Genomic DNA, 12,256 nt, shown 5'->3' on the forward strand with positions numbered 1-12,256 from the left:
TTGGCGCGTCGAGCCGGGTCACCCCGCGTCTGCGGCGCCGACAGCAGCGCCGCGGTAGGCGACCCCGACGAGCCCGGCGAGCGCGCCGTCGCGCACGAGGACGGGCGTGCGCTCGAGGGGAGCGTCGAGGTCGACCCAGGCTCCGCCGTCGTGCACCTCGCCCGTGGCGAGGTCCGTCCACGTGGCTCCGCCGGGCAGGTACGCCCGGCGACGGCGAGCCCCGGCCTCGAGGACGGGCGCCACGAGGACGTCACGGCCGAAGAGGAACTGGTCGCCGATGCGCCAGGCCTCGGCGTCGTCGGGGAACCCGTGGAAGAGTCCGCGCATCACCGGCTGACCGTCCTCGTGCGCGGCGCGCATGGCCTCGCGCGTGTAGTCGCGCAGCGCCTCACGCAGGTGCACGTGCCGTGCGAGCACCTCGTAGACCGCCTCGCCGTAGCTCCACAGCTCGTTGCCGGCGCCGGAGTGGCAGCGCGCCGAGCCGTCGGCGGCCGTCACGCCGCGCTGCGGCGACCGGTCCCCGTGCAGCCGCATCACCGGCATGAACGTCGCCATCTGGAACCAGCGCAGCAGGAGCTCGTGGAAGGCGGGGTCGTCGACGTGACCGCCGTAGAAGCCGCCGATGTCCGTGGTGAACCACGGGATGCCCGCGGCGCCCATGTGGATCCCGGCCGTGACCTGGCGCCGCATCGACTCGAACGAGGAGTGGATGTCGCCGGACCAGACGAGCGCGCCGTAGCGCTGGGAGCCGGCCCACGCGCAGCGCACGAGGTTGACCGGGCCGGACGCGTCACGAGCGGCACCGCCCGCCTGCCGGTCCGCGACCTGGCCCTCCGCCACCGCGCGCGAGAACAGCTGCGGGTAGACGTTGCCGACCTGGATCGCCGGGCCGGCGTGGTAGCGGTAGGCCTCGTACTCGTAGAAGACGAACTCGGGCTCGGCCTCGTCCAGCCAGAACAGCGGCACCCCCGGGTAGTTCCGCCGCAGCGTCTCCCAGAGCCACGCCCGCGCACCGGGGTGGGTGACGTCGAGGAACCGCGAGGGCCCCTGGAAGGACATCTGCGCGTCCACACCGCGGTCGGACCGCACGAGGTACCCGCGTCGCGCGAGCTCCGCGTAGTTCTCCGACTCGTAGGAGACCTGCGGCCAGACGGACACCATGAGCGCGACGCCGAGCTCGGCCAGCTCGGCGACCATCGCCGCGGGGTCGGGCCAGAACTCCTCCTCCCACCGGTAGTCGCCCATGTGCGGCCAGTGGAAGAAGTCCGCGACGATGACGTCGAGCGGCAGGCCGCGCGCGGTGTGCTCGCGGGCCACCTCGAGCAGCTCGGCCTGCGTGGTGTAGCGCAGCTTGCACTGCCAGAAGCCCAGCCCGAGCTCGGGCATCATCGGGGCGTGACCGGTCGCGTCCGCGTACGCGCTCGCGATGTCCGACGGCGTGTCGCCCACCGTGAGCCAGTAGTCCACCTGGTCGGTGAGCTCGGCGACCCACTCGGTGCGGTTGCTCGCGAACGTGGCACGACCGACGGCGGGGTTGTGCCAGAGGAAGCCGTAGCCGGCGCTCGAGACCACGAACGGCACGCTCGCCTGGGAGTTGCGGTGCGCGAGCTCGAGGGTCGAGCCCTTGAGGTCCAGCAGGTCCTGCTGGTACTGACCCATCCCGACCAGGCGCTCCTCGCGCGGTCCGACCAGCGACACCGTGAGACGGTGCCCGGCGCCGCGCGGGTCGTACTGGCGCGCGCGGCGCTTGAGTGCGCCGCCCTCGTGCTCCTCCTCGAGCACGAGCCGGTCCCCGCGGTAGAACGCGAGGTGGCAGCTCGAGCGCAGGTACCCCGCCTGACCGTCCATCCCCTGTCGCGCGGTCAGGACGACCCGGAGGTCGCCCTGCACGAGCGTCCCGACGGCGCCGTCCGCGGTCTCGGTGACCGTGAGCTCCGGGCCGGCGTCGCCGCCCGCGTCGGTGATCGCGGGGTCGGGCGGCAGGAGCGCCCAGTCGTGGTCGCGCAGCTCCCCGCTCAGGGTCGCCCGCACGCGGACGGCGCTCCTGCCCCAGGACTCGACCCGGACGGTCTCGCCGTCGCCGGTCCACTCGAGGGCGGGTCCGGACAGCTGGACGTGGCTGCTCACGCGTGCTCCTCCTGCTTGCGACGGCGACGGCGACGGCGCGATTCGTCGTGGTTCGTCGTGGTCGGTCGTGGTTCGTTTGTCCGTGCGGGTCGTGGTGCTGGGTGGGGGTAGTGCTCGGTCAGCGCGCGGGCGCGAGCGCCGGCGTCGGGGCGCCGTCGGACGCGGCCGTGGGCTCGCCGTCGGACGTGGCGGCGGGCCGTGGCAGGATCCCGCTGCGCCACACCAGGGCGGTGGTCACCCAGGCGGGCGCCATGATCCCGAACACGACCGCGAGTCCGGGGACGACGTAGTAGAGGCACGCCGTCGCCGCCAGCACCGCGGCGCCGCCGAGGGAGATCAGCGGACGCGCCACGACGAGCACGAGCGCTCGCCGCAGCACCCGGAACGGCCCCTCGGCGAAGTGCGCCTGCAGCACCCACACGGTCGCCGTGACGCACATCAGCACGAGCGTGAGGACCCAGAGCAGCACCTGCAGCGCGCCCGCGCCGGCCACCTCGGTCGTGCGCAGCAGGCGGTGGTCCAGCAGGACTAACGCCCATCCCGCCACGAGCGGGAGTCCGACGGCGTTGGCCGGGACGAGCTCACGGCGCCAGGCCCGGTGGAACTCGCGCGGCAGTCGCTCGCGCTCGGCGGTACCCGGCCACCCCTCGGCCGCCATCTGGTCGCGCCTGAGCACCGCGTGCACGGCGGCCGTGGCGGGGGCGATCCCCAGCACGACGGCGCCGAGCAGCGTGTGCGCGACCCACAGCAGCTGCAGCCACAGCAGGCGGCGACCCAGGTCGCCGATCCGCACGTGCCAGTCCAGGACGTTCCTCATCCCTTCACGCTCCCGATCATGACGCCCTTCTCGAAGTACTTCTGCAGGAAGGGGTAGAGCATGATGACGGGCAGCGAGGACACGATGATGACCCCGTACTTGATCTGGTCGGCGTACTGCTGCCCGTAACCGCCACCGGTCCCGCCTGCGCCGCCCGCCCCGCCGGCGAAGGCGGTGTTGGAGATGAGGATGTCCCGGAGCACGATCTGCAGCGGCTGCTTCGCGTAGTCACGGATGAACACGAGACCCGTGAAGAAGTCGTTCCAGTGCTGGACGAGGTAGTACAGCATGATCACCGACAGGATCGCCTTGGACAGCGGGATGGCGATCGTGAAGAAGAACCGGAACTCGTCGGACCCGTCGAGCGTCGCGGCCTCGTGCAGCTCCTCGGGAATCGAGTTCTCGTAGAACGCGCGCGCGATGATGAGGTTGTAGACGTTGAGCGCGCTCGGCAGGATGAACACCCACATGTTGTCGAGCAGATTGAGGTCGCGGTACAGCAGGTAGGTGGGGATCAGCCCGCCGTTGAAGAACATCGTGAACGCGAAGAAGAACATGAGCGGCCGGCGGGCGGCGAACTCACGGCGCGACAGCGCGTACGCCGCCGGGATCGTCACGAGCATGTTCACGGCCGTGCCGAGCACGGTGTAGACGATCGTGTTGCGGTACCCGGTCCAGATGCGCTGGTCGCCGAGGATCTGCTCGTACCCGAACCAGTTGATGCCGCGCGGGAAGAACCAGACCTGGCCACCCTGCACCAGCTGAGGCTGGGAGATCGAGGCGATCGCCACGAAGAAGATCGGGTACAGGGTGACGAAGACGATCAGCACGATGCTGACCGCGACGAGGGCGGCGAAGACGATGTCGCCGGGGCGGTGGTAGCGGACCTTGGTCGTCATGGCGTCTCTCCCCTCACCACAGGCTCGTGTTGGCGAGACGCTTGGCGAGCTGGTTCGCGCCCACGAGGAACGCGAAGTTGATGAGCGTGTTGAACAGGCCGATCGCCGTCGAGTAGCTGAACTGGTTGCCGATGATGCCGATCTTGTACACGTAGGTCGAGATGACCTCGGAGATGGGCAGGTTCAGCGTGTTCTGCATGAGGAAGATCTTCTCGAAGCCCGTGTTGAGCACCCCGCCCATCGTGAGGATGAAGAGGATCACCATCGTCGGTACGAGCGAGGGCAGGTCGACGTTGCGAATGATCTGGAACCGGCTTGCGCCGTCGATCTTCGCGGCCTCGTAGAGCTGGGTGTCGACGTTGGACAGCGCCGCGAGGTAGATGATGCTGTTCCACCCGCAGTGCTGCCACACCTCGGAGATCACGTAGACGGGGATGAAGGCTTTGGGATCACCGAGGAAGTTGATCCCGCTCACGCCGAACCACTCCAGCACCCGGGTGATGAGACCGGTGCTCGGGGAGAGGAACACCTGCAGCATGCCCACGATCACGACGATCGAGATGAAGTGCGGCAGGTACGTGGCGGTCTGGCTGAACCGCTTGCGACGCGGACCGACGACCTGGTTGACGAGCAGGGCGAGACCGATCGGGGCGAAGAAGCCGACTACCAGTGTCGTGACGCTGATGAGCACGGTGTTGCGCATCAACTGCCAGAACTGCGGCGACTCGAAGAACTGCCGGAAGTACTTCAGTCCGACCCAGTCGCCGCCGGTGAGGCCGGCCTCGAAGTCGAACTCGCGGAACGCGAGCTGGATGCCGTACATCGGGGCGTAGGCGAAGACCGCCGTCGCGACGATGGCCGGCGCGAGCATGACCCACAGCTGCCAGCGCCGGCTCAGGTGCTGCCGCAGCCGCTGGGGCCACGGCGATCTCGTGCGCGCGGGCGGCGTCGTCGCCACCTTCGTCTCCAGGGCCACGGCCATGGCTACCTGCCTCTCCGGGCTGCGCCCGGGCCGGTCACGCGGAGCGGCCCGGGCGCGGGGTGATCAGGACTTCGACGCGATGTAGTCGTCGTAGTACGTCTGCAGGATGTCGAGGTTGGCCTGGAGTCCGGCGTTCTCGATCTGCGACACGTAGGAGTCCCAGCCGTCGGCGGCGCCGCCGGAGGTCACCCACTGCGCGAAGGCGGGCATCGCGATGCCCTGGATGGCGGTGTCGTTCACGGCCGTCGTGGACTGGTCCGCGGCGTCGAGCTTGATGAACGGCGCGGGGTAGACGTCCGTGTCCACGTCGAGGTCGGCGAAGGCCGGCTCCAGCGGAACGGCGTTCTCGACCGCCTCGGCGAGGTCGGAGGGCAGCTCGACCTCCATGTTCTCGCGCATGAAGATGGGGCCGTTGTCCGCGAGGCTGGAGGTCCACTTCCACGTCGACGGGTCGAGGTTCGCATCCGCGGGCGGCAGCACCTTGTACTCGGTGTCGCTGACCTTCTCGACGTTCGGGCCGATGTCACCGAAGAGCACCTGGATCGAGATGTCCGGGGAGTAGAACGCGTTGATGACGCGCAGCACCGCGTCCTTGTCCGACGGGTCGGCGGACATCGTGACGTGGTTGCGGGTGAGGTTCTCGAAGTCGTAGGACCAGCGCACCGGGGCGGACTGACCCTCCTCCTGCAGGAGCGGCGCCATCGCGGTGTACTGCTCGTAGACGCCCGGACCGAAGCGGTCGGAGCCGGACCAGCCCCACGAGAAGCCGACGCGGGCGGTGTCGCCCGTGCCGCGGGCCACCGACTGGTAGGTCGAGTAGTCCTGGGTGAAGGCGTCCGCGCTGATCAGGCCGGCCTGCCAGCAGCGGTTGAGGAACTCGACGACGTCGCGGTAGCGCTCGTCGACGAAGAAGTTCTTCACCTCCCCGTCCTCGAGGAAGTACCCGCCACCACCGCCGCCGACGATCTGCATCCCGGTCGAGCCCAGCAGTGCGGACGGCTGGAAGTAGCCGAACCCGGTCGTGCCGACCGGCGCGAAGTCGAACGGGATCTCGTCGGCCTGGCCGTTGCCGTTCGGGTCCAGCTCCTTGAACGCGACGAGCACGTCGAACAGCTCGTCCCACGTGGTCGGCATGTCGAGGCCGAGCGCGTCGAGCCACTGCTGGTTGATGTACTGGTGCGTGATGGCGGTGGGCCAGAACTTCTTGTACGACGGCACCGACTTCTCGGCGTCGTTGAACGTGGCCATCGCCTGGGCGCCGTCGACCTCGTCGAACATCGCCTGGACGTTCGGCAGGGCGTCCATGTCGTCGGAGAGGTCCTCGAACAGCGAGCCGAAGGTGGCCAGGTCCGCATCGGTGATCGCGTTGTTGCCGATGATGAGGTCGGGAACGTCGCCCGCGGCGAGCATCGGGTTCTTCTTCTGGTCCCAGTCGGCCGACACCTCCTCCCACGTGATCGTCACGCCGGCCTCCTCCTCGAGCTGCTTGACCCAGGCCATGTCGGCCATCGGCTTCGTGAGGGGGTGCTTGATCACCATGATCGAGACGGTGGGCGTCTCGCCGTCACCGGCGCCGCTGGAGGCGTCGGAGTCGGTGTCCGAGCCACCGCCGCCGCACGCGGCGAGCACGAGGCTCAGGACGGCCGCGAAGGACGCGGCGGCGGCGGTCCGGGTGTACCGGCGCCGGGTGGGTGGGGCAGCGGTCATGTCTCCTCCTCGAGACGGTTCGTCCGCGTGGGTGCTGGAGGGTGCGGACGAGGGGGTTGGGAAGGTCGGGTGGTGGGGCGGCGGTCAGGTCAGCGGTCGACCGGGAGCCACACCCGCATCGCGCCCGGGGAGCGGTTGCCCCAGGTCGCGAACGGGATGGCGGCGACGTCCAGGCTCGGCGAGCCCTCGGTCGCGACCGGCGCACCAGCGCCGGAGTAGAGGGTGTCCGGGCGGTCCACGACCGCGCAGCGCACCGTGAGCGTGCCGTCGTCGGCCACGCCGACCCCCTGCGCGGGCAGGAGGACGAGGTCGTCGACGGCGACGCCGTCGGGCAGGTCGGCCTGCTCCACACAGTGGACGACGGGACCGCGCTCGACGGCGAGGCACCCACGCACGGCGTCGACCCGGTGGTGGGCGCGGGTCAGGCGGGGCGTGAGGTCGAGGGAGAGCGTGTAGCGCGCGCCGTCGACGAGCGGCAGGCGCGCGTAGCCGTCCGCATCGGCGCGGGCGGCGCCCGAGCCCCCGTCTGCCCGTGAGGTGAGCTCGGCGTCGGGCGACCAGCTCGGAACACGTACGGCGAGCCGGACGCCGTCGCGCACGTGCCCGTGCACGCTCACCTCGACGCGCCCGTCGGCGGGGTAGGCCGTGGTGACGCGGACGACCGCCTCGCCGAGGTCGGCCGGCAGGTCGATCTCGGCGGCGGCCAGCTGGTGCAGCCACAGCGCGTCGGCGGTGGTCGAGGCGACGTAGGCACCCAGCTGCGCGACGGTGCGTCCGATGTTCGGGGGGCAGCACGCGCACACGTACCAGGGCGTGCGCTCGCGCGGCGCGTTCTCCTCGGAGTAGCGGTCCGGACGCTGCTGGAGCGGGTTGGAGTAGAAGAACCGGGTGCCGCCTCCGTCGATCGAGGCCGCGAGCGCGTTGTGGATCTCGCGCTCGATGGTCTCGGCGTACGTCGCGGCGCCCGCCGCCCCGCCGGCCAGGAGCATGCGCCAGGTCCAGTGGATGTCCGCGATCGTGGCGCAGGTCTCGGCGTAGGCCCGCTCGCTGGGCAGCTCGTAGTCGTCGCCGAACGCCTCGTCACGGTGTCGCGAGCCGAACGCGCCCGAGAGGTACATCTTCCGCTCGTGCGCGCTGGACCACTGCGCGTCCATCGCCGCCAGGAGCGTGGCATCGCCCTGCTCGAGGTAGACGTCGGTCACCCCCGCGTTGAGGTACAGCTGGCGCACGGCGTGCCCGACGGCGTCGCGCGCCTCGCGCACGGGGGCGTGGTCCTGGAAGTACCGCGCCCCGAGGCCGCCGACCTTGAGCAGGCCCTGTCCGCGCAGCTCCACCATGTGCGCCGCGAGCGCGAGGTAGCGCTCCTCACCCGTGTGCCGGTACAGCTCGACGAGCGCCGTCTCGATCTCGGGGTGACCGCAGATGCCCTGCTCGCGCCCCGGTCCGAACCGGCGGTCCAGGAGGTCGGCGAACCGGCGGGCCAGCACGAGCAGGTCGTCGCGCCCGTTGGCGCGGTCCAGCGCGACGGCCGCCTGGATCATGTGGCCCAGCACGTACATCTCGTGCGTGAGCTCGAGCTGGACGAACTTGAGCTCCGGGTGGACGCCCTGGATCCACGAGTGCACGTAGCCGCTCGGCTCCTGGACGCGGGCGACCAGGCCGATCACGTCGTCGAGCCAGGCGTCGAACTCGGTGGTGCCGGTGCGCGCGATCTCCCACGCGACCGCCTCGATCACCTTGTACAGGTCGGAGTCGGCGAACCAGAAGCCGCGGAACTCGGCGCCGGACTCCCCGATCACCCGCCGCAGGTTGTCCAGGATCCCCCACTCCTCGATCTGCTCGATGCAGTGCGGGAGCGTCGCGCTCGCGTTGAGCGACTGCCAGCTGGCGAGCGGACCGTCGGTGAGGCGCACCTCGCGCACACCGAGCGGGGTGTGGACGGCGTGCGCCGCGCTCGGCAGAGCGGGCGCGGCGACGTCACGGGCGTCGTCGACGCGGCTCACGGCCGTGCTGCTGGTGGTGCTGGCGGTCATCGTGGGTCTCCTTCGACCGGGTGGCTGGGGGCGAGTCTGTCCCGTCGAGTTCAGCGTTGTCAACAGCGAGCCATCATCGTTGTCAATCGTTACTCGACCGTGACACTTTCCAAGCGGTGGGCCGATGTGAACGTTCGACACGCATTCTCGAGTCCAGCGGCCGCCGAGGCGACCCGAGGGCCCCGCCGGGGCTCCGCGGGTCGCCTGCTCGTCAGACGGCGCGAGTCAGCGGGCAGGTCTGCGTGCGGTCAGGCCTTGCCGTCCGCGCGCGAGCGGCTCGACTCCCGCACCACGAGGTCCGCTCCGGTGCGGATCTGGCGAGGCTCGCCGTCGTACCCGTCGAGCCGTTCGACGAGCATCGCGACGGCGTGCTCGACCATCTCCGCCTTGCGCGGGTTGACCGTCGTGAGGGTCGGGGTCATGAACTCCCCCTCCGCCGTGTCGTCGAACCCGGTGACCGCGACGTCGTCCGGGATGCGCCGACCGTGGCTGCGCAGCGCGCGAGTCGCCCCGATCGCCAGGGCGTCGTTGATGCACAGCACCGCGTCGAAGGACCGCCCCGAGAGCAGGAGCGCCACCATGGCCTCGTACCCGGACATCCGGCGGTCCCAGTCCGAGCCGAAGGCGAACAGTGCGGGATCTGGCTCGAGTCCCGCCTCGGCGAGCCCGTCCACGTACCCCTGGTACCGGTCGCCGTGCGGAGTGCTGGAGCCCAGGTCGTTCCAGAGCAGCGCGATGCGGCTGCGCCCGGTGGACAGCAGGTGCCGAGTCGCGGCTCGCGCACCCTCGTGCTCACCCATCACCACGCAGTCCACGCTCTGCATCGGCGGACCCCCGAGCGTCACGAGGGGTCGGTGCTCGACCCCGTCCACCATCTCCTCGACGAAGGCGTGCGGACACAGGATCACGCCGTCGACGTCCGGGGTCGTGGTTCCGATCACCGCGTCGCGCTCGGCTGCGCCGTCGGGGGCGATCCGCAGGGTGGTGGCATAGCCCCGATCTGCGAGCGCCAGGATGAGACCCTCGGCCACCTCGGCGAAGTACGGCTGGTAGAGCATCGGCACCACGACCGCCACCCGTCCCGTCCGTCCGGACGACAGGCCCCGGCCGGCGAGGTTCGGCTGGTAGCCGAGCTCCTCCACCAGCCGCAGCACCCGCTCGCGTGTCGCCGGCGAGACCCCCGGACGCCCGAGCAGGACGTTGGAGACCGTCTTGGTCGAGACGCCGGCGGCGGAGGCGACGTGCGCCATCGTCGTCGTCATGCGACCCCCTGGCCGAGGGTGGTCTCGCGGCGCACGAGGCTCACGGGCGCGAGCACGTGTCGACCCGCCTGGGGCGGCGTGGAGGACAGCCCGTCCAGCAGGAGGTCGAGCGCGTGCCGCGCGAGTGCGGCCGGACCCGGGTCGATCGTCGTGAGCGACGGCGTGGCGAACAGTCCCTCGTCGATCCCGTCGAACCCTGTGACCGCCACCGCGCGCGGCACCTCGACGCCCCGTTCGGCGAGGACGTGCAGGACGCCGGTGGCGATCTCGTCGCTGGCGCAGACGACGGCGTCGACGTCGGGCGACGACGCCAGGAGGGACTCGGCCGCCGCCGCTCCGTCGGCGCGCGTGGTGACCCTGGAGACCCGCGGCAGCGTGTCCGGGGAGTCGGGCGACAGCGCGGCCGCGATCACGGCCTCCCCGCTGGTGAACCTGTCCCAGCCGATGAGCGCGGGCCGCCGCCGCCCCATCACGACGAGGTGCCTGGCCAGCAGCGACGCCGCCTCCACCAGGTCCACGCTGACCGCGTCGACCCCGTCGACCGGCTCGGCCTGGACGAGCACGACGGGCCGCGTGCGCAGCAGCTCGGGATCGAGCCCGTCAGGCAGCCGTCCCATGACCAGCGCCCCGTCGAAGGAGCGCCCGACCGACGAGAGCACCGCCTCCACGCGTGCGGGATCGCGGTGGGTCGGCTCGACGGCGGCCTGCATGCCGCGTCGGTTCGACTCGACCACGAGGGCCTCGGCGAGCAGCGCGTGGTAGGGCCGCTGCAGGTGCGGCACCGCGACGGCGACGACGTTGGTGCGGCCGGTCCTCAGGGCGCGCGCACTGCCGTTGGGCACCCAGCCGAGCTCTGCGATCGCCGCGCGAACGCGTCGGATCACCTCGGGGCGGATGTGGGGCTCGAGGTTGACCACACGCGACACCGTCTTCAGGGAGACGCCCGCCAGCGCGGCGACGTCGCGCATCGTGGCGGCCATGGGCCACAGGGTAGACGCAGGGGAGCGCCGCGCGGTGCGGTAGGTTCATCGTTGTCATTTCGGACTGCGCCCGTCGAGGGAGACGCACATGGCGACGACGCCCACCCCCACGCCCCCGATGGGCTGGAACAGCTGGGACTCCTACGGCACCACCGTCACCGAGGCCGAGGTGCTCGCCAACGCACGCTTCATGGCCGAGCACCTCCTGCCCCACGGCTGGGACACGGTGGTCGTGGACATCGACTGGTCCGATCCCACCGCGCGCTCCCACGGGTACAACGCCGACGCGCCGCTCGCGATGGACGCCTGGGGTCGCCTGCAGCCCGACGTCACCCGGTTCCCGAGCTCGGTCGACGGCGCCGGCTTCGGCCCGCTCGCGGACGCGGTGCACGCGCTCGGACTGCGCTTCGGCATTCACACGATGCGCGGCATCCCGCGCCGCGCGGTCGCGCAGGCCACTCCGATCCTCGGGACTGATGGCACCGACGCCACCGCAGCCGACGTCGCGGACGCCACCAACGTGTGCGAGTGGAACCCCGACATGCTCGGCCTGAACCACGCCCACCCCGCCGCGCAGGCCTACTACGACTCCACGCTCGCGCTCTACGCCTCCTGGGGCGTGGACTTCATCAAGTGCGACGACATGCTCTGGCCCTACCAGGCGCGCGACATCGAGGCCTACGCGCTCGCGATCGAGCGCTCGGGCAGGTCGATCGAGCTCAGCCTCTCCCCCGGGCGCGACCTCTCGCTCACCCGCCTGGACCATCTGCGCGAGCACGCCACGATGTGGCGGATCTGCGACGACCTGTGGGACCGGTGGGAGGACGTCGAGGCCAACTTCGCCCGGTTCGCGCGCTGGGCGCCGCACGCCGGTTCCCACGGCTGGCCCGACGGCGACATGCTCCCCCTCGGCCGCATCGGCCTTCGGGCCGAGCGCGGCGAGCCGCGCGACAGCCTCCTCACGCCGGCCGAGCGCCGCACCCTCATGACGCTGTGGTGCGTCGCGCGCTCGCCCCTCATGGTGGGCGGAGACCTGCCCACGTCCTCCCCGGAGACGATCGCCCTGCTCACGAACCCCGGCGTGCTCGCCCTCCTGCGCACGACGGCGTCGCGCGAGGTCTTCCGCGAGGGTCCCCTCGTGCTGTGGTCGGCACAGGGGCACGACGGCGCCGCGTACGTCGCGGCCTTCAACACCGGCGAGGCGCCGCTCGCCGTCGCGCTCGACGCCGGCAACGTCGACCTCCCGACCACGCTGGACGGTGAGGTGCGCGAGCTCTGGCGCGACGCCGTCGTGCGTCGCACCGCGGTGACCGAGCAGAGCGACGCGGCGCGCGGTGTCGCCCCGGGCAGCGTCGCGCTCCACGTGGAGATCGCGCCGCACGACGTCGTCCTGCTGCGGCACGCCGCCCCCTGACGCACGTGGGCGCGACACGCGGGACGCCGCGGCGC

The 12,256-nt window shown here is 71.2% G+C and carries 9 protein-coding genes; 1 reads left to right on the top strand and 8 read right to left on the bottom strand.

Translation table 11 applies throughout. The features are described from left to right. Nucleotides 1-18: 18 nt before the first annotated feature. The 8 genes from AC3AQ1_RS06185 to AC3AQ1_RS06220 all read right to left on the bottom strand — a co-directional run bounded on the left by AC3AQ1_RS06185 (nt 19) and on the right by AC3AQ1_RS06220 (nt 10,807). Nucleotides 19-2,127: a glycoside hydrolase family 31 protein gene (locus tag AC3AQ1_RS06185; protein WP_199916540.1), complete on the bottom strand. Its 2,109-nt coding sequence runs from the start codon at nt 2,125-2,127 to the stop codon at nt 19-21. A gap of 118 nt (nt 2,128-2,245) precedes the next feature. Continuing rightward, nucleotides 2,246-2,944, bottom strand: coding sequence for a YesL family protein (locus tag AC3AQ1_RS06190; protein WP_108718260.1), 699 nt, complete (start codon nt 2,942-2,944; stop codon nt 2,246-2,248). Next, entirely contained in the window at nt 2,941-3,843 is a 903-nt protein-coding gene (locus tag AC3AQ1_RS06195) for a carbohydrate ABC transporter permease (RefSeq protein ID WP_108718261.1), read from the bottom strand. Before AC3AQ1_RS06195 ends, AC3AQ1_RS06190 begins: the two co-directional genes overlap by 4 nt. Before the next feature lie 13 nt (nt 3,844-3,856). Further along, nucleotides 3,857-4,825: an ABC transporter permease gene (locus AC3AQ1_RS06200; RefSeq protein WP_108718262.1), complete on the bottom strand. Its 969-nt coding sequence runs from the start codon at nt 4,823-4,825 to the stop codon at nt 3,857-3,859. A 63-nt stretch (nt 4,826-4,888) separates the two neighbouring features. Then, nucleotides 4,889-6,532, bottom strand: coding sequence for a type 2 periplasmic-binding domain-containing protein (locus AC3AQ1_RS06205; RefSeq protein ID WP_108718263.1), 1,644 nt, complete (start codon nt 6,530-6,532; stop codon nt 4,889-4,891). Between the two features lie 89 nt (nt 6,533-6,621). Continuing rightward, nucleotides 6,622-8,565, bottom strand: a complete 1,944-nt coding sequence (locus AC3AQ1_RS06210) for a glycoside hydrolase family 127 protein (protein WP_108718264.1) — start codon at nt 8,563-8,565, stop codon at nt 6,622-6,624. 248 nt (nt 8,566-8,813) lie between these two features. Further along, on the bottom strand, nt 8,814-9,827 hold the full coding sequence (locus AC3AQ1_RS06215; RefSeq protein ID WP_108718265.1) for a LacI family DNA-binding transcriptional regulator: 1,014 nt from the start codon (nt 9,825-9,827) through the stop codon (nt 8,814-8,816). Beyond that, the gene (locus AC3AQ1_RS06220; protein ID WP_108718266.1) at nt 9,824-10,807 is read right to left on the bottom strand and encodes a LacI family DNA-binding transcriptional regulator; all 984 of its coding nucleotides are present in this window, start codon (nt 10,805-10,807) and stop codon (nt 9,824-9,826) included. The genes AC3AQ1_RS06215 and AC3AQ1_RS06220 overlap by 4 nt, the downstream gene beginning before the upstream one ends. A gap of 88 nt (nt 10,808-10,895) precedes the next feature. Between AC3AQ1_RS06220 and AC3AQ1_RS06225 the strand changes: the two genes are divergently transcribed. Continuing rightward, a complete protein-coding gene (locus tag AC3AQ1_RS06225; RefSeq protein ID WP_108718267.1) occupies nt 10,896-12,221 on the top strand; it encodes a glycoside hydrolase family 27 protein in 1,326 nt (441 codons plus the stop codon). Nucleotides 12,222-12,256: the final 35 nt, after the last annotated feature.

The organism is Miniimonas sp. S16 (genome assembly GCF_057748195.1).

Excerpts from the sequence above, each read along its gene's own strand:
- AC3AQ1_RS06220 (WP_108718266.1), bottom strand. The coding sequence starts at position 10,807 with ATGGCCGCCACGATGCGCGACGTCGCCGCGCTGGCGGGCGTCTCCCTG.
- AC3AQ1_RS06205 (WP_108718263.1), bottom strand. The coding sequence starts at position 6,532 with ATGACCGCTGCCCCACCCACCCGGCGCCGGTACACCCGGACCGCCGCC.
- AC3AQ1_RS06190 (WP_108718260.1), bottom strand. The coding sequence starts at position 2,944 with ATGAGGAACGTCCTGGACTGGCACGTGCGGATCGGCGACCTGGGTCGC.
- AC3AQ1_RS06215 (WP_108718265.1), bottom strand. The coding sequence starts at position 9,827 with ATGACGACGACGATGGCGCACGTCGCCTCCGCCGCCGGCGTCTCGACC.
- AC3AQ1_RS06200 (WP_108718262.1), bottom strand. The coding sequence starts at position 4,825 with ATGGCCGTGGCCCTGGAGACGAAGGTGGCGACGACGCCGCCCGCGCGC.
- AC3AQ1_RS06225 (WP_108718267.1), top strand. The coding sequence starts at position 10,896 with ATGGCGACGACGCCCACCCCCACGCCCCCGATGGGCTGGAACAGCTGG.
- AC3AQ1_RS06195 (WP_108718261.1), bottom strand. The coding sequence starts at position 3,843 with ATGACGACCAAGGTCCGCTACCACCGCCCCGGCGACATCGTCTTCGCC.
- AC3AQ1_RS06210 (WP_108718264.1), bottom strand. The coding sequence starts at position 8,565 with ATGACCGCCAGCACCACCAGCAGCACGGCCGTGAGCCGCGTCGACGAC.